Source organism: uncultured Ellagibacter sp., assembly GCF_934617235.1.
In the GTDB taxonomy this organism is placed as follows: Bacteria; Actinomycetota; Coriobacteriia; order Coriobacteriales; family Eggerthellaceae; genus Ellagibacter.
The window spans coordinates 1-24,707 of sequence record NZ_CAKTTZ010000025.1; the positions used below are offsets into that span (position 1 = coordinate 1).

The window sequence follows — 24,707 nt, forward strand, 5'->3', positions numbered from 1 at the left end:
ACCGCGAACCGCGTCTTCTTCATCGGCGAGGCGATGCGCCGCGGCATGAGCGTGGAAGAACTCCATGCAAAGACGGGCATCGACCCGTGGTTCTTGGCTCGCATGGCCGACATGGTCGCCGTCGAGCAGGCGCTTTCGGGCCACGCGCTTGAGGAGCTCGACGAGGAGGACATGCGCTGCGCTAAGCGCTTCGGCCTCTCAGATGTGCAGATCGCGCACCTGACCGGCTCAGACGAGCTTTCCGTGCGCGCGCGCCGCAAGGCGCTCGGCGTCGTCCCCGCGTTCAAGACGGTCGACACCTGCGCGGCTGAAACGCCGAGCAAGACGGCCTACCATTACAAGACCTACGACGCCTGCGAGAGCGAGATCGCTCCCAAGACCAAGAAGCGCGCAATGATCCTTGGCGCAGGCCCGAACCGCATCGGCCAGGGCATCGAGTTCGACTACTGCTGCGTGCATGCGAGCTACGCGCTTGCCGACGCCGGCTTCGAGACCATCATGGTCAACTGCAACCCCGAGACGGTCTCGACCGACTACGACACCTCCGACAAGCTCTATTTCGAGCCGCTGACCTTCGAAGATGTGATGGATATCGTCGACGTGGAGGACCCCGACGGCGTTGTCGTGACGCTCGGCGGCCAGACGCCGCTCAAGCTCGCCCGTGCGCTTCAGGATGCGGGCGTGCCGATTATGGGCACGAGCCCCGAGGCGATCGACCTCGCCGAGGATCGAGACCGCTTCTCGCAGGTGCTCGACGAGCTCAAGATCATCTACCCCGCGGCAGGCGAGGCTTCCACCCTCGAAGAGGCGCACCAGGTTGCCGATCATATCAGCTTCCCGCTGCTCGTCCGCCCGAGCTACGTGCTTGGCGGCCGCGGCATGGCCATCGTCTACGACAACGACCAGCTCGACAAGTATATGGCCGAGGCTGCGAAGATCTCTCCCGACCACCCGGTTTACCTCGACCGCTTCCTCGAGTCGGCCATCGAAGTCGACGTCGACGCGCTTTGCGACGGCAAGGACGTGTTCGTGGGCGGCATCTTGGAGCATATCGAAATGGCGGGCATCCACTCGGGCGACTCCGCCTGCTGCACGCCGCCGTTCTCGCTTTCGCTGAGCCTGCAAGAGCAGCTGCGAGATATCGCCCGCCGCTTGGCCCTGCGCTTGGGCGTTGTCGGCCTGTTGAACATCCAGTTCGCCATCAAAGACCAGGTCATCTACGTGATCGAAGCGAACCCGCGCGCAAGCCGCACGGTGCCCTTCGTCTCTAAGTCGACAGGTGTCCCCTTAGCGAAGATCGCGGCTCGCATCATGGCGGGGGAGAAGCTTGCCGACCTGCACCTTCCCGCCGACGATCGCGACTTCGACTACTTCTGCGTGAAGGAAGCTGTCATGCCCTTTGGCCGCTTCCCGGGTTCCGATGTTGTGCTCGGCCCTGAGATGAAATCGACGGGCGAGGTCATGGGCATCGCGGGTAACTTCCCCGCAGCGTTCACCAAGACGCAGCTTGCCATCGACTACGAGCCGCCGCGGGGTGGGGAAGTGTTCATCTCGGTGAACGACGGCGACAAGCGCAACATCACGGCGATCGCCCGCTCCATCGCGCGCCTCGGGTTTTCGCTCGTCGCGACGACGGGTACCGCTCGCGCCCTTCGTGCGTCGGGTATCGAATGTGAAGAGGTGGGCAAGATCCACGCTGGCTCGCATACGATTCTCGACCGCATCGCATCAGGAGAAATCGTGCTCATGATCAACACGCCGTTCGGTAGCTCCACCAACACTGACGGCTACGAGATGCGCGCAGCGTGCGTACGTCACGGCGTGAGCTACTGCACCACGCTCGCGGGCGCGCAGGCGCTCATTGCAGGCATGGAGGCGGTTCGGGAAACCGGACTCGATGTCGTCGCGCTGCAAGACCTGCCGCAATGGGAAGGTTAAAACATGGTAGACATCATAGCGCCCGTGCTCGATAACCACCAGGTGGGCCCCAGGCTTCACCTTATGACGCTGAGCGCGCCCGCAATCGCCTCGAGCATCAAACCCGGTCAGTTCGTCCATATGCAGATTCCGGGCATGGAGGGCCATATCCTGCGCCGCCCGTTTTCGGTCTATGCGGCGAACGCGAGCGAGGGGACGATCGAGATTCTCTATCAGGTGGTGGGCTTCGGCTCCGAGCGAATGACGAGGCTTGCCGCCGATGACGGTACTGCCCCCAAGCTCATCGGACCCGTCGGTCACGGCTGGGCAGCGCCCGAGAAGTGCGAGCGCGCGCTTCTGGTGGGCGGAGGTGTCGGGGCTGCGCCCCTGTTCTTGCTCTTCGAGCAACTGGTTGCTGCAGGGGTTGACGTCACTGTGGTGCTCGGCGCACAAACCGAGGCGGCGCTTGTATGCCGCGAGCGTTACGCGCGTGCGCTTTCCACCGCCGGCTGTTGCGCGGAGAACGCGCCTCTGTGCGCAACCGACGACGGCACCTTTGGCCGTGCAGGTTTTTGCACCTCGCTTGTCGATGACGCGATCAGCGAAGCGAACGCGAGCGGGAAACCCTTCGATTACCTGGCAGTTTGCGGCCCTGAGCCGCTCATGAAGATCGTTTCCGACCAGGCGGCAAATGCGAATATCCCTTGTCAGGTCTCGATGGAGAAGCGCATGGCGTGCGGCGTCGGAGCCTGCCTTTCGTGCGTCGTGGAAACTGTCCACGGCAAGAAACGCTCCTGCGTAGACGGTCCCGTATTCGATGCGCAGGAGGTGACGTGGTAATGGTAGCGAGAACCCCACGTGAAACGAGCGTGAACCTGTCGGTCAACCTCGGCGGCCTCGCGATGAAGAACCCTGTTACCACGGCTTCGGGCACGTTCGCCGCCGGCATGGAGTACTCCGATTTCGTCGACGTGTCCGCCTTGGGCGCCGTCACGACGAAGGGCGTTTCTCTCAATGGTTGGGAAGGCAATGCGAGCCCGCGTATTGCCGAGGTTCCTTCGGGCATGCTGAACTCGATCGGCTTGCAAAATCCCGGTGTCGCTCACTTGAAGAGCGAGGAGCTTCCCTGGCTGCGCGAGCAGGGTGCCACGACCATCGTGAATGTCTCCGGCCACAGCTTCGACGAATACGTGCAGGTCATCGAAGCGCTCGAGGATGCGCCCGTCGATGCGTACGAGGTGAACATCTCGTGCCCTAACGTCGATGCCGGTGGCATGACGCTCGGCACCCATGTCCCGAGCGTCGAGAAGGTTGTCTCACTTTGCCGCGAGGCAACGTCGCGCCCACTTATCGTGAAGCTTACGCCTAACGTGACCGACATCACCGAGATCGCCCGCGCAGCTGAGGCTTCGGGCGCCGATGCGATTTCCCTTATCAACACGCTGCTCGGCATGGCGATCGACGTGAAGCGCCGCCGCCCGGTGCTCGCGCGCATCGTCGGTGGATTCTCGGGTCCTGCCGTGAAGCCGGTTGCGCTGCGCATGGTGTGGCAGTGCTCGAAGGCGGTGTCCGTTCCCATCCTTGGCATGGGGGGCGTCACGACCGGCACCGATGCGGTTGAGTTTATGCTGGCTGGCGCCACCGCGGTCGCCGTCGGCACGGCGAACTTCATGAACCCCCAAGCAACCGTCGATGTGATCGATGGCATCATCGACTACTGCGAGAAACAAGGCGTAAACGATGTGAACGACCTGATAGGAGCACTTGAATGCTAGAGGATTTCCATATCGAGCCCGCCCGCGACCGCGTCATCGTTGCGCTTGACTGCGATGCTGCGACTGCGCTTTGCCTTGCCGTGCAGCTGCGCGGCCACGCGAAGTGGCTCAAAGTCGGCATGACGCTTTACTACGCCGAGGGTCCTAAGATCGTGCAGACGTTCAAGCAGCTCGGCTTCAACGTCTTCCTCGACTTGAAGTTCCACGACATCCCGCATCAGGTGGAAGGTGCCGCAGCGTCGGCGGTGCTTTCGGGGGCCGATATGCTCACCATGCACGCCGTTGGCGGTTCGGCCATGATGGCAGCTGGGCACCGCGGTGCGGAAGCTGCTGCGTTCGAGCGTAAGGTTCCCGTTCCGGCAACGCTCGCGATTACGGTTCTCACCAGCATGGATGCCGAATCTCTTGCAGCAACGGGCGTTTCGAGAGCATTGCCTGAGCAGGTGAGCTCGCTTGCCGTACAGGCGCGCGAGGCGGGGCTTTCGGGCATCGTGTGCTCGCCCCAGGAAGCGAGCAGCATGCGCGAGCTGCTCGGGCTGGATGCATTCATCGTGACCCCGGGCGTTCGTCCTGCGGGAAGCGCAAAGGGCGATCAAAGCCGCGTGGCCACGCCCGCGCAGGCTTTCGAGAACGGCGCTTCGCATATCGTTGTCGGGCGACCCATCACGCAGGCCGAAGACCCTGTCGCTGCGTTCGAGGCAATCGCCGCAGAACTGGACTAACGCGAAAAGCCGAGGGGCGCATAAAGCTGGCGAATATGCTCTACCCGAGGGACGCTCGGGATTCTGCACGTCCCTCGGTGTTTGATGGCGCAACTCGGATGATGCCGCAGGTCGGCATCGAGTGCGCGTCATTTGTGAATGCTTTGTGCTCAGAGGCGCTGTGATGTGTCCAGAATTGGCCCCGCAGCTTATTTTTCCGTTGATGAGCAGTGATTTCTTCGAAAAACACTTGACCATTCGGCAGAAATCCACGACGATAATCAAACGTTGACCGCGCCTTGGGCAAGCCGATATAAAATCGAATGCGCAAAGAGTCGCGGGGAAACAATGCCTGTCAACTATTTTTTCTTCGAATGGTCAACAGGGCATTTACAATAATTGTTGATAACGGCAATCGACGGTAGGCGTCGTGCCGAGAAACAAAAGGAGAGATTCACGATGGCAATTCCTCAACTCAGCCCCGAAGAGCGTCAGGCAGCTCTCGAGAAGGCCAAGGCCGCCCGCATCAAGCGTGCTGAGGTTCGCGACGATCTCAAGAGCGGCAAGCTCACGCTCGAGAAGGTTCTTGACATGAAGGAAGATCCGATCGTCGGTCGCATGAAGGTCTCCACCCTTATCGAGACTCTTCCCGGCTATGGCAAGGCCAAGGCTGAAAAGATCATGAAGGAGCTCCAGATTGCTGAGAGCCGCCGCCTTCGTGGTCTTGGCGACCGTCAGCGTGCCGCACTGCTGGAGCGTCTCGGCTAATCGTGCCCATGCGCCGCGGTAATCTCTTTGTGATTTCAGGGCCATCAGGTGCCGGGAAGGGCACCTTGGTGGCCCGTTTATTGCGTGAAGTTCCCGATAGTTGGGTTTCGATTTCTGCAACGACGCGCTCTCCTCGAGAGGGCGAGCAAGATGGCGTCCAGTACTTCTTCAAGAGCGACGAGGAATTCGATACGCTCATCGAGGAAGACGGCCTTCTTGAATGGGCGACCTATGCGGATCATCGCTACGGAACGCCGAAAAGCGCTGTTGTGGGTCATATCGCCCAAGGCAAGCAGGTCGTTCTGGAAATCGACGTGCAAGGTGCTTTCCAGGTGAAGGCCAAGCTTCCCGAAGCACATCTGGTTTTCATCGAGCCTCCTTCGATTGAGGTGCTTGAAGCGCGTCTTCGCGGGCGAGGGACGGAAACCGACGAGGTGATAGCTTCCCGCATGGAGGCTGCGCAAGTAGAGCTTTCGCGCAAGATGGAGTATGACATTCGGATCGTGAACGACGACCTTGAGACTGCGACCAGGCAGTTAGTCGATTACGTGAACGAAAAAGCTGAAGAATAACGAGGTAACACCAAAGATGAGTATCATCGAACCGAGAATCAACGACTTGCTGGAAGAAACCGATCAGGATCGCTTTCTTCTCTGCGCACTTGCTTCCAAGCGTGCACATGATATCAACGACATGATGCGCGGCCAGCGCGACCGAGCAATTCAGCTGCAGACCGCTGTCGAAATCGCCCGTGCGGCCGACAAGAAGCCCCTCACGATCGCTTTCAACGAAATCGCAGCTGGCGACGTTTCTTATGATCCTGACAGTATCGACATCAAGAACCATTAATGGCTGAGTATCAACGAATCTGTCTGGTTCACTACCACGAGATAGGCCTTAAGGGTCACAATCGCTCAAAATTCGAGATGCGCCTTCTGAAGAATCTGGAGGCGCATCTTTGCGCGTACCCTGTTGTGACGATTCATCGCATTTCCGGGCGCCTTTGCGTTTTCCTGAAAGAAGGAACCTCGCACGACACGATGGTCGAATGCGCCGACGCGATTCGGTCCATTCCTGGTACCGCCCGCGTTTCGTGTGGGTTTAAGTGCGAGCGCGACCTCGATCAGATGACCGAGGCGGGCATCCTTGCGATGCGCGAATCGGGTGCGTTTGCGAGCTTCAAGGTGCACGCGCGCCGCAACCACACTGATTTCCCCGTGAACTCGATGGAGATCAACCAGATTGTGGGCGGGCGTTTGAGCGAGGCATTTCCCCAGGTAAAGGTCCAGATGAAAGACCCCGACCTCACGGTTGGCGTTGAGGTTGTACAAAATGCGGCGTATGTCTATGCGCGAAGCATCCCCGGCATCGGCGGGCTTCCCGTTGGCAGTTCGGGCACCGTGGTAAGCCTGCTTTCCTCGGGAATCGATTCGCCGGTGGCGCTTTGGCGTATTGCCCGCCGCGGCGCCGTCTCCATTGGCGTTCATTTTTCAGGCAGGCCGCAGACCTCCGATGCGTCTGAGTTCCTGGTCGATGACATCGCGCACGTGCTTGAAAAGACGGGCTGCATTGCGCGCGTTTACGTTGTGCCTTTCGGCGATTACCAGCGCGAGATTGCGCTTTCGGCGCCGCCTGAGCTGCGGGTAATTTTATATCGCCGCCTCATGTTCCGCGTTGCTGAGCGCATCGCCTTCTACGAGCATGCGAAGGCGATCGTTACCGGCGAGAGCCTCGGGCAGGTCGCTTCGCAGACGCTCGACAATATCAGAGCCACAAACGATGCCGTCTCGCTTCCTGTGTTTCGGCCGCTCATCGGCTCTGACAAGCTCGAGATCATTGCGCAGTCGCAGCAACTGGGAACGTTCCCCATCTCGTCACAGGACGCACCGGATTGCTGCACGCTCTTCATGCCGCGAAATCCCGAAACCCATGCGAACCTAACGGCGGTGCGCGAGGCAGAAGCTGCGTTTCCTGTCGATAAGTGGGTAGAGGAGCTTGCTTGCGCCGCCGAGCCGCATGACTATGCATGTCCCGCGTACAAGCCGCGCAAGAAGTCGCTGCACGAACTTATGACGGAGAAGAGCGAGGATTAGCCAGGCTGTGGAAGTTTCGCAGGAAGTGAGTTCTCGTTTGGAGCCTTTCAATCATAATTGCAGTGTCTGCCTTGGAGAGACACCTGAGAGGGCCTGATCGTCGGGTCCTCTTTTGTTTGGCTGCCTACAGTCGTCGAGGCCGCTGCTTGGCGCCCGCCTCTCTGCTGCTTATCTGTATTGGGCGAACCCTGCCAGGTTCCTGCAAGGAATCTGGCAGGGTTTTTGCAATTTCTGACGAAACGCCGAGGATTATTCTTTCCATTGCATTGTCGTTTCAATCGCAAATCAGCAGATTGGACGCCCTGAATCGGGAAGCTTCGGGGCATGTTGCCGCAAGATTGTATCGCTATACTCCCGTATTCATTCGAAAGGGGAGTGATGAAACGAAGCGACCAAATACCTTTCTCTGCACCGGGCAAGCGCAAGCCGAAGCCTGCGATTATCGTCGGAGTCGTCTCGCTTGCGGTGGTTCTTCTTCTGATTGCGGGTTCCCAACTTGCCCATGCGCTGCTGCCCGGGTCGGAATTCTCGATATCGAAAGCAGAAACAAGTACTTCGAACCCTATCGAGGATGAACCCGACGATTCCACCCCCATCGAAAAATCGATATTCGTGCACGTCGATGGAGCAGTTACAACGCCCGGCCTGATTGAGCTTCCCGAGGGTGCGCGGGTGAATGACGCCATTCAAGCTGCTGGGGGCTTTACCGAAGAAGCCCTTCATGACGCGGTCAATCTTGCCCGAGTCCTGTCCGACGGCGAGCAGATTCTCGTTCCCTCGACAGCCCAAACGGAGGGCGATGAGGGCGCGACGTCCTCCGCAACCTTATCGCCTGGCACAACATCGGGGAAGGTCAACATCAACACCGCAGATGCGGCGACCCTCGACACACTGCCCGGTATTGGAGAGTCCACTGCCGCGAAGATCGTCGCTGACCGCGAGGCGAACGGCCCCTTCAAGACAGTCGAGGACCTAAAGCGTGTCTCGGGAATAGGAGACAAGAAGTTTACCCAGCTTGAGGGGTGTATTACCGTTGGCTAAAGGACAGCGCGCTCCTCTTCTAAAATCGCTTCGCACCCTCATGTCGAGGGTAGGCGTCATACGCCAGCATTCAAGCGACGCTCTTGACGAAGACAGTACTTTGAACGCCGTGCGGCGTCCTTCCATCCCGCCGCTTGCAATCGTCGCGCTTTCGCTATGGGGCGGCTGCGCAGGAAGCTATGCGTTGGGCTTTTATTGCGATCGAGCTTTCCTGTTGCCTGCTATTATCGTTGCCTTCGCGTTAGCAGTGCTCGCGGTTTTTGCCTTGGCGTGGGGCGTTCCTTCCGCGATCTCGCTACTCGTTATCGGGTTCGCCATCGGATGCGCCCTTGGGCTATCCGCAACCCTTGCCTACGAATCGAAGGCGGGCCTTGCCGCGTCCTCTGCTCTGCAAACTTGGACATTTACCGCCTCAGAAGACGCAAAGCAAGGCGATTACCGCGCAACCGTTCGCGCTTCAGCTCGTTCGCAGGCAGATGGGGAGCAGCATACCGTGAGCGTCACCCTTCCAAAAGGAAAGGGGGACATCTTTTATGGCGATGTTTTCACGGCGACGACTTCACTTAGCAAGCCAAGGGAAACTGCCGCAGAGCGTTTCTATCTCCAAGGCGTCGACGCTGTGTCGTCTCCTGGCTCAATCGAACGGGTAGGCAACTCGCATTCGATAGGAGGCTCACTTGCCGGCATAAGAACGACGGCGGTGAACTTGCTCGACGGAGAAGACGACGCGAACGCGCTTTGCCAGGCGCTTGTCTGCGGTTATCGAGAACAGCTAAGGGGCAGCGACCTCTATGCTTCCTGCAAAGCGGTTGGAGTCGCCCACCTCGTTGCGGTGTCGGGTGCGCATCTTTCCATCACGTGCGGCATGATAGCAGCAGCGCTCCAGTTCCTGCGCACTCCGCGCAGGCTTTCCCTTGCCATCCAGCTTATGGTTTTATCGTGCTACCTCGTGCTCACCGGAATGCCCGTATCGGCCCTTCGAGCAGCGGCGATGGCTATCGTCGGCATGCTCTCGTTCCTCGCACGAAGACGCCGCGCCACACTTTCCGCACTCGGTGCTTGCATCATTGCGATTGTCGCCCTTTCCCCGCAATCAAGCGTGTCGGTCTCGTTTTTCCTTTCGGCGATGTCAACGTTGGGAATCATCGTGCTCATGCCGCTCTTTGCGTCATGGTTGTCTGCGGTGCCGCTTATCAGTCGCATAGCTGATTCGCTTGCCCTCACGTTGGCGGCCATGGTGACGACAACCCCGTTTTCCGCCGCGTTATTCGCACAGCTTCCGCTTATCTCCCCGATAGCCAACCTCGTTGTCGCTCCGCTGTTCACGCTTGCGCTTTCAGCGAGCCTTCTGTGCACCGTCGCGTCATTGACAGTGCCCGCCGTCGCGGTGGTGGCGCTCCCCTGTGCCGCCGGATGCGCTTCACTGCTTACGTGCGCAATCAATGCTTTCGCGCACGTTCCCTTCGCTTGTGTGCCTGCATCGCTTTCCGTACCCTGGGGGCTTGCCCTCTCGTTACTAGGTCCTTTACTGTTATGGATATGGTGGCCCCACTTCTCCGCTAGCACGCTCTTCGCGATGGGGTCATTCGCCTGCGCAGTTGCCATCGCCCTTGTTGTTGTCGTGCCCCTTCTCAAGCCGAGCGCAATCGTTATGCTCGATGTCGGGCAGGGGGACGCGTTCCTTATCAGGAGCAAGGGATCGACATTGCTTATCGACACGGGAAACCACGACTCGCTCCTTTTGGAGGCGCTTGCCAGACAAGGCGTATTCCACCTCGACGCGGTTCTCGTGACCCACGCCGACGACGATCATTGCGGGTCGCTGCCAGCGCTTGGAGACGTTGTCACGACCGACAATGTGCTTATCGCGAAAGACGCTATTACGTGCGGCTGCGCATCGTGCGAGCATCTGATTACCAGCGCGACGTCGCTTGTAGGGGAAGACGGCATTCGACCTATCGCCGTTGGAGACACGATATCCTGCGGCGAATTCACCCTGAAAGTACTGTGGCCCCATGAATTTCACGACGAAGGCGGCAACGGCGACAGTCTTTGCCTTCTCGCGTCTCTCGCGACGGAGACGGGCACATGGACGGCGTTTTTCTGCGGCGATGCCGAATCAGAACAGTTGCAGGCAATGATCGACGAGGGAGCTTTGGGCGATATCGACCTGTACAAAGTGGGTCATCACGGCTCGAAGGCAGCTCTTACCGAAGATGTCGTGCAGGTGATTCGCCCCGAGATTTCCCTGGTCAGTGTTGGCGCGACTAACCGATACGGTCATCCGGCACCGCAAACGCTTGCCCTTCTTGCCGAGGTTGATTCGCGAGTTTTCCAAACCGATGAGATGGGAGACGTTTCATGCGAATTCTCAAACGATCGCATTCGCGTTACCACCCTGGGATAGAATGACGGTATGACACAGACGGCTAAACAAAAACCACTCATTCCTGCCTATCTTATCGTGGGGGAGGACGCCCTCAAGCGCTCAACCGTGTTGAGGCGTCTTCGCAAGCGACTGGAAGAATTCGGCGATCTCTCGTTTAATTCCGATACCTTTGACGGAGAGACGGCTCTTGGCGCCGACATTGTATCGGCGTGCAACACCATGCCCTTCGCAAGCGAGAAACGCCTTGTCTATGTACGTAACGCCGAGAAGCTGAAGAAGGCTGACTCTGAAGAACTCGTTTCCTATCTCGAATCTCCGAGCAGTCAAACCGTTCTTGCCGTCGAAGCGGAAAAGCTCGCAAAGAACACGCGCTTGTACAAGGCGATTGCCGCGGTGGGCAAGAGCGCTGTGATCGAGTGCGTTCCCTTAAAGAAGAAAGAGCTGCCCCACACCGTCCGTTCGATGGCGGTTTCGCACGGAACGACCTTCACCGAGGGAGCCGCGAACGCTCTTGTTGATCTCGTGGGCGAGAACACGGTGCGACTTGACAGCGAAATCGCGAAGATTGCCCTTGCGCATCGCGGGAGCGACCCCGTGTCCGAGCATGAGGTGCGTTCGATGGTGAGCCGGACGACCGAGGCAACGCCCTGGGAATTCGCTGACGCCTTTGCCGCACGCGACCTTAAGAAATGCCTGAAGTACCGATCCGAGATGGAATCGACCTCGCCCCATGCCCTAATCGGGCTGTGTACCACTCGCCTGCGGGAGGTCCTTTGCGCAAAGGTTATGGCGCAAAGGGGGAATACGAACGCGCTCGCGCCTGCGTTGACCGAGTATGCGAAAATCGCGAACCCGAAGGCGAAGCCGAAACAGGCGTGGCAGGTAAAGGGGCATGCTACGCTCGCGCGCCGCTTCACAAGCGAGGAACTCCGCCGCGCGCTCATTTCCGCGCGAGATACTGAACGCGCGATGAAGAGCGGCACCGATCCCGAGGCGGCCTTTATGGATTGGGTCATTTCCGTCTGCACCGGAAGATAACCCCGCCTTCGCCCTCTTCCTCCGATGTCCCTTGGCCCCGATATCAAAAAGGGCCCTGGTTTCCCAGAGCCCTTGCGTTCGAATGCTGTTTGAGCAGCTTTCTCGGCTTCAGCTTCAGCGGCTTATTCGGCAGCTTCCTCGGCTTCGGCTTCAGCAGCCTCGGCCTTGGCAGCCTCTTCGGCTTCCTTAGCCTTGCGAGCCTTAGCGGCAGCCTCTTCCTTGAGCTGCTTCTCGCGACGCTTGGCCTTCTCGGCGGAAGCGGCGGCGAGAGCGGCCTTGCGCTCGGCCTTCTTGGCAGCCTTCTTGTTGCCCGTGGCCTCCTGCTTCTTCGGTTCCGGCTTCACGTAAGCGGCGCGATCGGCGTCGGTCACGATGGTGTTGGCGAGCTGCATAACACCGGACTTGCGGTTAGCAGCCTGGTTCTTGTGGATGATGCCCTTGGAAGCAGCCTTGTCGAGCAGACGGCTTGCAGCGAGGGCGGCAGCGTAAGCCTCGGCACCGTTGCCGGCGGCGACAGCCTCGCGTACGCGGCGCACTGCAGTCTTCAGCTCGGACTTGCAGGCCTTGTTGCGCTGATGTGCCTTCTCGTTGGTGATGTTGCGCTTCTTCTGGCTCTTGATGTTTGCCATGTTCGTTCCTTTCCTAAAACAACGTATAGTCCGCGCACTCAGCACGACACGTTGCGGGAAAGTGATGGAAGGCAAGATTGACGCGCGAGACGAAGAAACCGCAATGATGCGCGTCTCGCATAGGAAACAGTCAGGATTTCTCTGTCTCGCAGGCCAATCGGCCGTCCAGCACAAGCGCTTTCCCTGTTGCAGCCATGTCTGCGGATTCGCCGATGAATCTCATCACGCGAACGCTTGCTGGATACGCAATGCGATAGAATAGCAAACGCTTGCGCCAATTGCACGTAGTTTTTAGTGAATTGCGCCATTTTAATGCGCAAACGTATACATTGAACACAAATACTGCAAGAGATAAGGACCCCTCGATCGTCATGACCGACCCTTCGCATATCAGGAACTTCTCCATCATCGCCCATATCGACCATGGGAAATCGACGCTTTCCGACCGCATTCTCGAGATGACGGGAACCATCGCCGAGCGCGACATGCAAGCCCAACTCCTCGACACGATGGACATCGAGCGCGAGCGCGGCATCACCATCAAAAGCCAAGCTGTGCGCGTGAACTATAAAGCAGACGATGGGGAAGAGTACCAGTTCAACCTCATCGACACCCCGGGACATGTCGACTTCACCTACGAGGTGAGCCGCTCGTTGGCCGCTTGCGAAGGTGCTGTGCTCGTCGTCGACGCGACGCAGGGAGTCGAAGCGCAAACCGTCGCGAACGCTATGATGGCGATGAACGCGAACCTCGAGATCATTCCACTCATCAATAAGATCGACCTGCCGTCAGCCGACCCCGAGCGCGTGCGTGCCGAAATCGAAGACGCGCTTGCGATTCCCGCCGACGACGCGGTGCTCGCATCGGGAAAGACCGGCGTTGGCGTGCATGACCTGCTCGAAGCCGTGGTCTACAACATCCCCGCGCCGACTGGCGACGCCAGCGCCCCGCTGCGCGCGCTCATCTTCGACAGCTACTTCGATCCGTATCGCGGCGTCGTGGCACTCGTGCGCGTCGTCGATGGCTCTATGAAAAAAGGCCAGCGCCTGCGCCTTATGGCATCGGGCAAAGTCATCCTCGCCGAAGAAGTGGGCGCACGCCACCCGGTCGAAGAGCCGCTGCCCGAGCTGAGCGTCGGCGAAGTTGGCTACCTCGTCACGGGCCTGAAAGACCTTATCCACGTGAAGGTCGGCGACACGATCACGCTCGCGGAGGGCGGTGTCGACAAGCCGCTTCCCGGCTATCGCGAGGCAAAGCCCATGGTCTTCACGGGTTTGTTCCCGATCGAATCGGACCAGTACGAGCCGCTAAAGGAAGCACTCGAGAAGCTTTCGCTCAACGATCCCGCGCTTCTGTGGGAACCCGAAAAGTCGCATGCCCTCGGCTTCGGCTTCCGCGTCGGCTTTTTGGGCCTTCTGCACATGGAGGTCGTGAAGGAGCGCCTCGAGCGCGAGTTCAACCTTGACCTGCTCGCCACCGCGCCATCGGTGGAATACCACGTCTTCAAGCAGGGTGGGGAAATGATCAGCCTGCACTCGCCCCAAGAAATGCCCGATCCCGGCGAAATCGAGCACATCGAGGAGCCGTATCTCAAGGCGAAGATCCTCATCCCGCCCGATTACGTCGGCGCGGTGATGGATCTCACCGTCGCGCGCCGCGGCACCTTCGTCACGATGAGCTACCTCTCGCAAAACACGGTCGAAATGCTCTGGGAGATTCCTCTCTCCGAGCTCATCATGGACTACTTCGACAAGCTGAAGTCGAACACGAAGGGCTACGCGTCGCTCGACTACGACTTCGACGGATACAAGCCCTCGCAGCTCGTGAAGCTCGATATCCTTTTGTCCGGCAAGCCCATCGACGCGCTGTCGTTTATCGTCCACAAGGACAAAGCCTACGATCGCGGGCGCGTGCTTACCGAAAAGCTGAAGGAAATCATTCCGCGTCAGATGTTCGAAGTGCCCATCCAGGCGGCCATCGGTGGGCGCGTGCTCGCGCGTGAAACGGTGAAGGCCAAGCGCAAGGACGTGCTTGCGAAATGCTACGGCGGCGACATCTCGCGCAAGAGAAAGCTTCTCGAGAAGCAGAAGCAAGGCAAGAAGCGCATGAAGGCCATCGGCAACGTGGAGGTCCCGCAAGAGGCCTTCATGGCGATCCTCAAGGTTGACGATTAACCATGGCGAAACGACGTGAAGAATCTTACAACTGGCTCGACGACCCCTTCGACGAGAAGAAGGCCGCTGCAGAACGCGAACGGATGGAAGCAAAGGGCGCATTCCCCGTGGCAGGGTGCCTCATCGTAGGGCTTGTCGTGGTGATTCTCATCGTGGCGCTGCTTGTCATGGGCGCGCTCACGTTCGGCACACTTGCAAGCGCACGATAGCGACGATTCCGGGAGTCCTTACGTAATGCATGATTTCTTCGCCGCACATCCTTTGCTCCTTGCGCCGATGGCGGGCGTGACCGACGAGGCGTTCCGCGCGCTTTGCCGCGAGGAGGGTGCATCGCTCGCCTATACCGAAATGGTCTCAGCGAAGGGGCTGTCCTTCGCAAACGAGAAGACGCGCCATCTTCTGCGCCTTGCGCCGGGAGAGGACCTCGTTGCCGTTCAATTGTTCGGGCACGAACCGTCCGACATGGCCGAGCAGGCCGCGTGGATCGAGCAGACGATGGGCGACACGCTTGCATATCTCGACATCAACATGGGATGTCCCGCGCGCAAAATCGTGACGAAAGGCGACGGGTCGGCCCTCATGTGCGACCCCGCGCTTGCCACGAGCATCGTGTCCGCCGTGCGCGACGCCGTAAGCCACCCCGTTACCGTAAAGTTCCGCCGCGGCTTCAAGATGGGGGAGGAAACGGCGCCCGAATTCGCTCGCCGCATGGAGGCGGCAGGGGCGTGCGCCGTCACGGTGCACGGACGCTTCTCCGAGCAGCTCTATCGCGGAAACGCCGATTGGGACGTCATTGCGAAGGTCAAGCGAGCTCTTTCCATTCCCGTTGTGGGCAATGGCGATGTGCGCTGCGGTGCCGATGCCGTTGCGCTCAAAGAGAAGACAAGCTGCGATGCCATTATGATCGGCCGCGGAGCCGAGGGCAACCCTTGGGTGTTCGCCCAGGTGAAAGCCGCCCTTGCTGGCGACGAGGAACCCACCGCTCCGACAATCGCCGAGCGCCTTGCCATGGCACGCCGCCACGCCCATCTTCTTGCCGAGCGGGAAGGGCGCAACATCGTGCGCATGCGCAAGCACGCAATGTGGTACATGACCGGCCTCCCCGGCGCCTCAGCTGCGCGCGGCAAAATCAATGCCTGCGTGACGACTGAGGACTTCGACCACGTATTCGACGAGCTGCTCGCATTCGCGGCTGAGCACGAAAACGTGCATACGCCGACGCCGAGCACCAGGGAGAAATAAGGAGACTCATCGATGCCGCACGACCCATATCGCGCACTCTATCTGCATCTTCCCTTCTGCGTGAGGCGCTGCTCCTACTGCGATTTCACCACGTCGGCCGCGTCGCAAGACGATCCGCGCATCGACAAGTACGTGGAAGAGCTTTGCCTCGCGATTCGCCGAAAATCCAAGGAGGGCGAGCTTTCCGCGATTGAAACGGTGTATCTCGGCGGGGGAACCCCGAGCCACCTCGGTATGTCGCGGCTCTCCATGCTGCTCTATACGCTTTCCACGTCCATGCGCCTTGAACCCGATATCGAATGCTCGATGGAGGCAAACCCGGAAAGCCTCACGCCGAACATGGTTCGCGACATCTGGGCGCTTGGGGTGAACAGGCTCTCTATCGGCGTGCAGAGCTTCGACGACGAGGTTTTGCGCACCCTCGGCCGCGCTCACGACGCGCAAACTGCCGCTCGCGCGATCGAGGCGGCACGCGAGCGCTTCTCAAACGTGAGCTGCGATCTTATGTGCGGCATCCCCGGGCAGAGCGCAGCCTCCTTCGAACAGAGCGTCCACCGCGCGATTGAGCTCGGCGTCACGCACATAAGCGTCTACCCGCTCACCATCGAGCCGCACACCCCCTTCGATCGCATGGTGCTCTCAGGTGAGCTGCCCGAGCCGGATGACGACGTCGAAGCAGAGCAGATGGAAATCGCGCGAGACATCCTCCAGTCGGCCGGGTTCGAGCGCTACGAGGTGGCAAGTTACGCGAAGCCCGGATTCGCGTGCCGCCACAACATCGCGTATTGGACGAGTGTACCTTATCTCGGGATCGGCACCTCGGCGGCGACCATGACGCAGAACAGCGAGCGTCGGATGCGAATGACCGACGGTTTGGTAACTGACGATTTGAACGCCGCGCAGATGGCCGCCGAAGACCTTATGCTCGGGATGCGCATGACCCGCGGCGTCTCCGATGAGGCAATTGCCCAGGCCCGATTACTGCTTCCGCGCCTTGACGAGACGATCGATGAGCTTATCTCAGAGGGGCTCGTCCACCACAGCGACGGACGCCTTCGCCCAACCGAGAAGGGCTGGCTGCTTGGAAACGAGCTTTACGGAGCACTTTTCGACCTTGCCTAGCCACTCGACAGCCGCCTCCTATGATTCATCTATCAAGATATGGCGCACCTTGCCAATTTCTTTAGCACTCAAAGGCTTCGGCTGCTAGAATGGCTTTTTGGCATGGCCGATATCGAGACGAAAGGGGTGAAGTCATGCTCTCAGATAGAAGGCAGCGCGTTCTCGCGGCGCTCATCGAGGAATACGTGGCGCGAGCTTTGCCCGTCGGCTCTCGAACGCTGACCGAGCGCTATAAGCTCGGCGTGAGCCCTGCTACCGTGCGAAATGAGCTCTCGATTCTCGAAGACGAGGGCTACATCGCGCAACCCCACACTTCCGCAGGTCGCATCCCGACTGATTTCGGATACCGCACATTCGTGGACGACTTGCTCGCAAACGATACGCTGCCCGATGAGGAGCGCTATCGCGCCGTCGCGGAGGACTTGCGCAAAAGCGCTTCTGAACTGGACTCCCTGCTTGAGCAAACCTCGAGTGCGCTCGCGCGACTGACCGACTGCCTCTCGATCGTCCTCGCGCCAACCGTCCTCGAGACAAGAATCAAGCAGATCACCCTGGTGAGCCTTACCACATTTCGCGCCATCTGCGTTGTCGTGACCGAAGACGGCAACGTCTTCAACCGTCAAATGGATTTCACCATCCCCGTTGGCAGCGACGAGCTGTCGCGCATTCAAGTGCTGCTTGGGAAGGCGCTTTGCGGGAAGTCGCTCTCCGATGTTGAACGAGGCCTGTCGTTTGGCATGAAGCGCGCGTTCTCCGACCCGCTTGTTCGCGCGGTGCTCGATGAGGTGCTCTCCTGCATTCAGGAGGGGCAAACTGGCCGCACGCACCAGCTCGGCATGAGCGCTCTTCTCGCGCAGCCGGAATTCTCGCGAACCGACGCTGTGCTGCCGCTTATGCAGGTGCTAGAGGACGACACGGTGCTGTTGCACATCTTAGACGACCTGACGAGCACGGAGGATCTTTCCGTGCAGATCGGCAAGGAGAACAAGACAGAGGGCCTCTCGGGAGTGTCTGTCGTGGCAAGCCGCTACGGCAGAGGGGAAGCGGAAGGCGTCGTCGCCGTCATTGGCCCGACGCGAATGGATTATTCGAAGGTTATCCAGGCCGTGCGCGCAGCCAGCGCAGCGCTTGGTGAATCGTAGTAATTATGCGGCTTGGATAAGCCGCTGACGAGAGTAGTTGAGAAAGGCAAGAGATGGCCAAGGACTTGTATGAGATTCTCGGCGTGTCGAAAGATGCGTCCGACGCCGAGATCAAGAAAGCGTTTCGTCGTCGCGCGCGTGAGCTGCACCCCGACGTGAACAAAGCCGCCGACGCTGAGGACCAGTTCAAGGAGCTCAACGAGGCATACGACGTGCTCTCCGACCCCAACAAGCGTGCGCAGTACGACCGCTTCGGAACGATTCCCGGCGCTGCTGGCGGCGGATACGGTGGAGGGTCCGGCTACGTCGATTTCGATGATTTATTCGGCGGCGGATTCGGCGGCATGGGCGACATCTTTTCCTCCTTCTTCGGCGGCCAGGGCGGCCAGGGCGGTCGCCCGGCGCGCAAGGAAGGGCGCGACATGGGCGTCGGCCTGCGCATCACACTTGAAGAGGTCGCATGCGGCGTCGAGAAGGAAATCGTCTACGATCGCCTTGCACCGTGCCCCGACTGCAAGGGGACCGGCCTCGGCGAGAACGGCAAAGTCGTCACCTGCCCCGAGTGCGGCGGTAAGGGCCGCGTCGTGAGCGTTCAGCGCACCTTCTTGGGCGACATGCAGACCGCCACAACCTGCAAGAAATGCAACGGCACTGGCTCGTCGATCGAGAATCCTTGCCCCGAATGCGAAGGCCAGGGCCGCGTCCCCGATCGCCAGCGCGTCACGGTGAAGGTTCCGGCGGGCATCCGCGATGGCCAGCAGCTGCGCGTGAGCGGCTTTGGCGAGGCGGGTATCCAGGGCGCCCAGGCAGGCGATCTTATCGTGACCTGCCGCGTGCAGCCGCATGAGTTCTTCGAGCGCGACGGCGACGATCTGCATGCGCGCGCGAACGTGTCGTTCATCCAAGCGATCCTCGGTGCCGAAATCGAGATCGACGGCATCATGACCGATGAGAAGGTCCAGGTCCGCGTTCCCGCAGGCTGCCAGAACGAGCAGGTCATTCGCGTGAAGGGCTTCGGCATGCCGCGCCTTAAGAGCGACATTCGTGGCAACATGTACGTGCATGTGAACGTCGTCATTCCTGAGAAAATCTCGAAGAAGGAACGCGAGCTGCTCGAGAAACTTGCCGAGGAAATGGGCGAAGAGGTGGCCGCGCCCCGAAGCCCGCTGCAAAAACTGCGCGACGCCTTCAACTAACGCATCCGAAGGGTAAGGTTGCGAACAGTTATGTCACTGCCACGTTTCTTCCTCGAAGAGCAGGTCATCGCCAATGAGCCGCAGGAATTATTCCCCCTGCGGCTTGCGCGCGACGACGCCAAGCACGCTAAGGTTTTGCGCTTGGCCCCAGGTGAGCACGTAGCCGTCATCGATGCGGCGCAGGACTACTTCGAGTGCGAGATCCAATCCTTCGACGATGATTTCCCCCTTGTGCGCATCACGCGCCACGAGGACGCGCTTGACGACGGGCCGCTCGTAATGTTAGTCCAGGGTCTGGCCAAGGGCGAGAAGATGGACTCGGTTATCAGGCACGCGACTGAGCTCGGTGTGGCCGCCTTCATGCCCCTGCTCTGCGAGCGATCCATCGTGAAACTCGACGCGAAGAAGACGAAGACGCGCCTTGAGCGCTGGCGCTCCATTGCGAAAAGCGCCGCCATGCAATCGGGCCAACCGCGCATCCCCGAAGTGCTCGAGCCGCGAAGCGCGAAAGAAGCTGCCGCGCAACTTGCAACGGCGACGGCGATTCTCATCTGCTGGGAGGAGGCTCCCCAGACAGCTTCGCTTTCGCAAGCCATCGATAGCGCGCTTTCCGCCTGTACGTGCGATGGCACCGACGCGCGCATCGCCGTTGTGGTCGGACCCGAGGGGGGCCTTACCGAGCACGAGGTCAGCATCTTTTTGGACGCGAACCCGCGAGCTTCGCTCGTAAGCTTAGGGTCCTCTATTTTGCGCACCGAAACAGCTGGCGTGGTTGCTCCCGCTCTTACCCTCTACGAACTGGGAAAACTCGGGGGAACTCGATGAAGTACGCCGTTGTCAACCTTGGATGCAAGGTTAATCGTGTCGAATCCGATGCATTCGCCTCCTCGCTTGATGCCCGCGGCGGCCAAAAGGTCGAAGCGTGCGACGCCGACCTCATCGTAGTGAACACCTGTACCGTCACGGGTGAGGCGGAAAAGAAAACGCGCAAGGCCGTGCGCCAGGCGCTGCGGGCGAACGAGCGCGCAACCGTGGTCGTCACCGGATGCGCCGCCGCCATCGACAAAGACACGTTCCTTAAGATGGACCCCCGCGTTCGCGTCATGGGGAAGGCCGAGGTCTCCTCATCGATCGAAGCGGGCGCCTGGGGACTCGATTCCGCAGCGCACGGGAGCGCACTTCCCGTCGGGGAAGGCTATCGCACGCGCGTGGGCGTGAAAGTGCAGGATGGCTGCAACAACGCCTGTACGTACTGTATCGTTCATGTTGCGCGAGGCAAAGCGCACAGCATGCCCGTTCGCGATGTCGTGAGCCAATGCCGAACCCTTGCAAGCGCCGGCGTGAAGGAAATCGTTCTTACCGGAATCAACCTCGGTTCCTATCGTTGGCAGGATGCAGAAACGGGGAAAACGACCGGCCTCGCCGACCTTCTGCGCGAGCTTCTTGCCGAGACGGCCGACCTTCATGAGGAGGGAAGTTATCCCGTTCGATTCCGCGTTTCGAGCATCGAGCCGCGCGACGTGCACGATGACCTGATCGATGTCCTTGCAACCTCCAATGGTCGTGTTTGCAGGCACCTTCATCTTCCCTTACAATCGGGCAATTCGAAGGTACTGCGCGAAATGCATCGTCCCTACAGCGCCGAGCACTACGAGGAAATCGTTCGCAAGCTCTACGATCGTGTCCCTGAATTGTCTCTTTCCACCGATATCATCTGCGGTTTTCCCGGCGAAACCGAATTGGAGTTCGGGGATACCCTTCGCGTCGCCCGAACATGCCGCTTCTCAAAGATCCACGTGTTCCCGTATTCAATGCGCACGGGAACGCCTGCAGCCGCGCGCATCGACCAGGTGCCGCCCGGGGTGAAAGCCGATCGAGTCCAGCGTCTGCGCGATTTAGCCGATATGCTTCGAGATGTGGAGCGCGAAGCTCGCAAGGGAACGCGCGAGCTTGCGGTTGTCGAGGAAGAAGGCATTGCGCTCACCGAAAGCTATTTCGAAGTTCCCGCCCCAGATGGAGCCAAGGTGGGGGAGATGGTCGAAGTAACCCTCTAGGCAAGGCTCGCGATCTTAAAGCAAAGAACAACCACACCATCAGAGAAATCGACCTGGTTAAACAGCGAGCCTCCCCTTGCACGAAACATATCAGCAAGGGGAGGCTCTTCTCGTCAGGCTCATGCAGGACGCTTTGGGTCTTGCCCCGTCAGGCTATGTCAGCGAGCTTCTTATAGGCCGATACTCGCGAAATACTCTTCCGCATAGCGCGCTGAATCCGCAGCATCCTTACTGTAATGATCGGCGTGAATCTGCTCGGCATATTCCGGTGTGAGAACGGCTCCGCCCACAAACACCGCACACCCCGGAGCCTCACGATGAAGAAGCTCAATCGTCTCTTCCATCGCCTTCACGGTTGTCGTCATGAGCGCGGAAAGACCGACAAGACGCACGTTTTGCTCCTTCACGACGCGCAAGATTTCGCCTGGATCAACATCACGACCCAGGTCAATAACGCGATACCCGTAATTTTCGAGCAGCATCCTCACGATGTTCTTCCCGATGTCGTGGATATCGCCCTTCACAGTCGCAACGATGATTGCGCGTTCCGTATCGGTTGCGGCACTCGATTCGCCCACATGCTCGCGAACGATGTCGAACCCCGCCTTAACCGCCTCAGCCGACGCCATGAGCTGGGGAAGGAAGAACATGCCCGCATCGAATTTCTGACCGACGACATCGAGCGTGGGGATGAACACCTCGTTCACCACATCGAGCGCATCGCAGGTTTCGAGCAGCTTTTCGGTCATGGCGCTCATCGGCCCTTTTCGGCCCGACATGATAAGCTTGACCGCAGCTTCAACGTCCCCCGCCGCGTGAGCAAGCGAATCGGGGATAACAATCGGGCAGGCGGCATCATCGGATCTCGCTGGCAAGGTGGTTTGCGCAGCCATCGCGCTCGATGCCGCATCTACGGGTGCAGCATAGGGGTCGGGCGCATCTGCGTAATCCTCGATGTAGCGCACCGCACCTTTGTCCTGCATATTGAGGACGCGGAAGGCATGGACGGTATCCATATAGCGCGCCGACGAGGGGTTCAAAATGGGGAAGTCAAGCCCGCATCCGAGAGCCGCCGCAAGAAACGTGCTGTTGAGAAGCGCGCGTTGGGGGATTCCGAAGCTGATATTCGATACGCCGAGAACCGTGCGCACCCCTAGTCGCTCCTTAACGAGCGACACGGCGCGAACGATTTCCATCGCCTCTTCTTGATTCGTGGCGACGGCCATGACGAGGCAATCGATCACGATATCTTCTCGAGGTATGCCCACGCGATCGGCCTCGGCGACAATCTTTTCGGCAACGGCGAGGCGGCCTTCAGCCGTAGGGGGAATGCCCCCCTCATCAAGCGCAAGGCCGATGACCGCGCACCCGTACTTCTTGGCAAGGGGCAGCACGGCATCGAGGCTTTCACGCTTGCCATTGACGGAGTTGATAAGAGGCTTGCCCGCATAGCTACGTACCACGCGCTCGATAGCTTCGGGGTTGCTCGAGTCGATGACCAGCGGCAACGTTACGGTCGCCGAAAGCTTCTCGACAACCGCAGCCAAAGTTTCCGGCTCGTCGATTTCGGGAAGGCCGACGTTTACGTCGAGGACATCGGCGCCAGCATTGCGTTGCGTGACAGCCTCGCCGATAACATAGTCAAGGTCGCCCGCCCTAAGCGCCGCCTTAAGTTTCTTCTTCCCGGTAGGGTTGATGCGCTCTCCGACGACGGCAACGGCATGCGTGCCGCGATCGAGCACAACCGCTTCCTGGGCGCTCGCAAGAACGCAGGCTGGCTGAAAATCGCGCGGTGTCGGCGTGCCGCGTCGCGCAAGTTCACGTGAGAGCAGCTCGATGTAGCGCGGTGATGTGCCGCAACATCCGCCGACGACGCTTGCACCCGCATCGAGCAGGGGAGCCATCGCGCGAGCGAATTCTTCAGGCCCGACGTCGAAGACGGTTTCGCCGTTTTCCATACGGGGCAAGCCCGCGTTTGGCTGCGCCATGAGCGGACAGCGTACGCGACGGGCCATAGCAAAAGCCGCCCCCGCAAGTTCGGCGGGACCGAGCGAGCAATTGAAGCCGACCGCCTGGGCTCCAAGAGAGGTAAGAACCTCTGCTGCGATTTCAGGAGTAGTGCCAAGAAATGTGCGGCCGTCTTCCCCGAAGGTCATCGTGACGAGGACGGGCAGCGACGAGTTCTCGCGTGCGGCAAGCACCGCAGCCTTCGCTTCGCGCAAGTCGGCCATCGTCTCGATGAGGACAATATCGCACCCTGCGGCAACGATAGCGCGCACCTGTTCAGCGAAAATGTCGTAGGCATCATCGAACGAAAGCGTGCCCATCGGCTCGAGCAGCGAACCTGTCGGACCAATGTCGCCCGCAATGTAGGGAGCGCCCGCTTCTCGCGCGCAATCGGCCGCCAGCTGGTATGCTTCCTCGACGCTCATCTTGTCGCCAAGCTTCAGGCGATTCGCGCTGAATGTATTGGTGGTGATCACCTCGGCGCCCGCCGCAACGTAGGCTGCATGGATCGCAGCGATGTCGGCGGCATGCGTTTTGCAGAGCAGCTCGGGCACCGGCTCGATTCCGTCAAGCCCCCGCTCCTGCATCTGCGTCCCCATGGCGCCATCGACGAGCAGATACTCCTGCCCTTCGAGCGCGCGCTTCAAATGATCGTCTTTGATGACAAGGCCATTCAAATCGCTAGCCATGACAAATTCTCCCTTGCTTTCGTATCATGCACACTTGCCCAAGCGAGCACGTGGTACAACTTCGTCTCACTCCCGTGGCGCACACCCCTGGTTCGAAGAGCCCCACCACCGCGGTAATGCTCTTCGACGGCACGAGCAAGAAACTATCGGTGCAGGTCACTGCCAAGCGCCCGGGGGCACCGAGCGCACACAGCAGATCGGGCTGCATAGAGAGTGGGGCATCTCCGTAACCAGGGCTGAAGCGCCAGTTGGTATGGAGGCCGACCTCGTTGGCACGCAAGACTACCTCCGCCTCAACGCGGTTCGCGCACGCCTCGACAAGCGCCGCTGCGCACGCGTTGTAGAAAAGCGCGTCGGTTGGGCTCGTTGCCTGATAACGCGCAATCGCCCGCTCGGAGTCCATTCCCGCCGTGCACGAGAGCACCGCAACTCCGCAGGCGCCTTTCATATGCGCAGCCATGCTCTCGCCGACAAGGCGCGCAGATGTCCCCGCAAGATCGACGCCTGGACACTCCCCATCAGGTACGATGCGCTCAACAGCAAACGCCGCCCATGAATAGGCAGGGGAAAGCGTTTTTTCGCATTCAAGCGCCAACGCAGCAAAGCGCGCCTCCAGGTCACCATCGAGCTTCTGCTTGCCGTAGCCGAGATACCCCAGCGCCTCCTCGCGATCAAGATACAAGGCACCCTCAGCTGGCGCGCTGGGAAAAGAGCCGCTCCTCGGCTTCCC

The 24,707-nt window shown here is 59.9% G+C and carries 22 protein-coding genes; 19 read left to right on the forward strand and 3 right to left on the reverse strand.

All coding sequences use genetic code 11. From position 1 onward, the window contains the following. The 11 genes from carB to holA form a co-directional block, all read left to right on the forward strand. A partial coding sequence (gene carB / locus Q0G85_RS06130; RefSeq protein ID WP_297155772.1) for a carbamoyl-phosphate synthase large subunit occupies positions 1-1,938 on the forward strand: 1,938 nt, incomplete at its 5' end. A 3-nt stretch (positions 1,939-1,941) separates the two neighbouring features. Beyond that, positions 1,942-2,757, forward strand: a complete 816-nt coding sequence (locus Q0G85_RS06135) for a dihydroorotate dehydrogenase electron transfer subunit (protein ID WP_297155775.1) — start codon at positions 1,942-1,944, stop codon at positions 2,755-2,757. Further along, a complete protein-coding gene (locus tag Q0G85_RS06140) occupies positions 2,757-3,692 on the forward strand; it encodes a dihydroorotate dehydrogenase (protein ID WP_297155777.1) in 936 nt (311 codons plus the stop codon). The genes Q0G85_RS06135 and Q0G85_RS06140 overlap by 1 nt, the downstream gene beginning before the upstream one ends. Further along, positions 3,686-4,414, forward strand: a complete 729-nt coding sequence (gene pyrF / locus Q0G85_RS06145) for an orotidine-5'-phosphate decarboxylase (protein ID WP_297155780.1) — start codon at positions 3,686-3,688, stop codon at positions 4,412-4,414. Before Q0G85_RS06140 ends, pyrF begins: the two co-directional genes overlap by 7 nt. A gap of 438 nt (positions 4,415-4,852) precedes the next feature. Continuing rightward, positions 4,853-5,161: an integration host factor, actinobacterial type gene (gene mihF, locus Q0G85_RS06150; RefSeq protein ID WP_158048505.1), complete on the forward strand. Its 309-nt coding sequence runs from the start codon at positions 4,853-4,855 to the stop codon at positions 5,159-5,161. Between the two features lie 8 nt (positions 5,162-5,169). Further along, positions 5,170-5,733 carry a guanylate kinase gene (gmk, locus tag Q0G85_RS06155; protein WP_297155783.1) on the forward strand — a complete coding sequence of 188 codons (564 nt, stop codon included), beginning with the start codon at positions 5,170-5,172 and terminating at the stop codon, positions 5,731-5,733. Between the two features lie 16 nt (positions 5,734-5,749). Continuing rightward, positions 5,750-6,010, forward strand: coding sequence for a DNA-directed RNA polymerase subunit omega (locus Q0G85_RS06160; protein ID WP_276996613.1), 261 nt, complete (start codon positions 5,750-5,752; stop codon positions 6,008-6,010). After that, the gene (gene thiI / locus Q0G85_RS06165; protein WP_297155785.1) at positions 6,010-7,254 is read left to right on the forward strand and encodes a tRNA uracil 4-sulfurtransferase ThiI; all 1,245 of its coding nucleotides are present in this window, start codon (positions 6,010-6,012) and stop codon (positions 7,252-7,254) included. The genes Q0G85_RS06160 and thiI overlap by 1 nt, the downstream gene beginning before the upstream one ends. Positions 7,255-7,632: 378 nt before the next feature. After that, the gene (locus tag Q0G85_RS06170) at positions 7,633-8,295 is read left to right on the forward strand and encodes a ComEA family DNA-binding protein (protein WP_297155787.1); all 663 of its coding nucleotides are present in this window, start codon (positions 7,633-7,635) and stop codon (positions 8,293-8,295) included. A gap of 40 nt (positions 8,296-8,335) precedes the next feature. Next, positions 8,336-10,702: a DNA internalization-related competence protein ComEC/Rec2 gene (locus Q0G85_RS06175; RefSeq protein ID WP_297155789.1), complete on the forward strand. Its 2,367-nt coding sequence runs from the start codon at positions 8,336-8,338 to the stop codon at positions 10,700-10,702. A 9-nt stretch (positions 10,703-10,711) separates the two neighbouring features. Then, a complete protein-coding gene (gene holA / locus Q0G85_RS06180; protein WP_297155791.1) occupies positions 10,712-11,722 on the forward strand; it encodes a DNA polymerase III subunit delta in 1,011 nt (336 codons plus the stop codon). 122 nt (positions 11,723-11,844) lie between these two features. On the opposite strand, the gene rpsT is transcribed toward holA, so the two are convergent. Then, positions 11,845-12,351, reverse strand: a complete 507-nt coding sequence (gene rpsT, locus Q0G85_RS06185; RefSeq protein ID WP_297155793.1) for a 30S ribosomal protein S20 — start codon at positions 12,349-12,351, stop codon at positions 11,845-11,847. A gap of 371 nt (positions 12,352-12,722) precedes the next feature. On the opposite strand from rpsT, the gene lepA reads away from it, so the two are divergent. The 8 genes from lepA to Q0G85_RS06225 all read left to right on the forward strand — a co-directional run bounded on the left by lepA (position 12,723) and on the right by Q0G85_RS06225 (position 21,281). Continuing rightward, positions 12,723-14,525, forward strand: a complete 1,803-nt coding sequence (lepA, locus tag Q0G85_RS06190) for a translation elongation factor 4 (RefSeq protein ID WP_297155795.1) — start codon at positions 12,723-12,725, stop codon at positions 14,523-14,525. Positions 14,526-14,527: 2 nt separating this feature from the next. After that, complete coding sequence (locus Q0G85_RS06195; RefSeq protein WP_297155797.1) at positions 14,528-14,734, forward strand: hypothetical protein; 207 nt, start codon at positions 14,528-14,530, stop codon at positions 14,732-14,734. Between the two features lie 25 nt (positions 14,735-14,759). Further along, positions 14,760-15,767, forward strand: coding sequence for a tRNA dihydrouridine synthase DusB (gene dusB, locus Q0G85_RS06200; protein WP_297155799.1), 1,008 nt, complete (start codon positions 14,760-14,762; stop codon positions 15,765-15,767). Positions 15,768-15,779: 12 nt separating this feature from the next. Continuing rightward, positions 15,780-16,889, forward strand: coding sequence for a radical SAM family heme chaperone HemW (gene hemW, locus Q0G85_RS06205; RefSeq protein ID WP_297155801.1), 1,110 nt, complete (start codon positions 15,780-15,782; stop codon positions 16,887-16,889). Positions 16,890-17,023: 134 nt separating this feature from the next. Next, positions 17,024-18,031 (forward strand): heat-inducible transcriptional repressor HrcA, encoded by a 1,008-nt coding sequence (gene hrcA, locus Q0G85_RS06210; protein ID WP_297155803.1) that lies wholly within the window; start codon positions 17,024-17,026, stop codon positions 18,029-18,031. A gap of 53 nt (positions 18,032-18,084) precedes the next feature. Then, the gene (gene dnaJ / locus Q0G85_RS06215) at positions 18,085-19,227 is read left to right on the forward strand and encodes a molecular chaperone DnaJ (protein ID WP_297155805.1); all 1,143 of its coding nucleotides are present in this window, start codon (positions 18,085-18,087) and stop codon (positions 19,225-19,227) included. 30 nt (positions 19,228-19,257) lie between these two features. Then, on the forward strand, positions 19,258-20,052 hold the full coding sequence (locus Q0G85_RS06220; RefSeq protein ID WP_297155807.1) for a 16S rRNA (uracil(1498)-N(3))-methyltransferase: 795 nt from the start codon (positions 19,258-19,260) through the stop codon (positions 20,050-20,052). Then, positions 20,049-21,281: a MiaB/RimO family radical SAM methylthiotransferase gene (locus Q0G85_RS06225; RefSeq protein WP_297155809.1), complete on the forward strand. Its 1,233-nt coding sequence runs from the start codon at positions 20,049-20,051 to the stop codon at positions 21,279-21,281. The genes Q0G85_RS06220 and Q0G85_RS06225 overlap by 4 nt, the downstream gene beginning before the upstream one ends. A 170-nt stretch (positions 21,282-21,451) precedes the next feature. On the opposite strand, the gene Q0G85_RS06230 is transcribed toward Q0G85_RS06225, so the two are convergent. Continuing rightward, complete coding sequence (locus Q0G85_RS06230) at positions 21,452-23,977, reverse strand: homocysteine S-methyltransferase family protein (RefSeq protein WP_297155811.1); 2,526 nt, start codon at positions 23,975-23,977, stop codon at positions 21,452-21,454. Next, positions 23,970-24,659 carry a vitamin B12 dependent methionine synthase gene (locus tag Q0G85_RS06235; protein ID WP_297155813.1) on the reverse strand — a complete coding sequence of 230 codons (690 nt, stop codon included), beginning with the start codon at positions 24,657-24,659 and terminating at the stop codon, positions 23,970-23,972. The genes Q0G85_RS06230 and Q0G85_RS06235 overlap by 8 nt, the downstream gene beginning before the upstream one ends. Between the last annotated feature and the right edge of the window lie 48 nt (positions 24,660-24,707).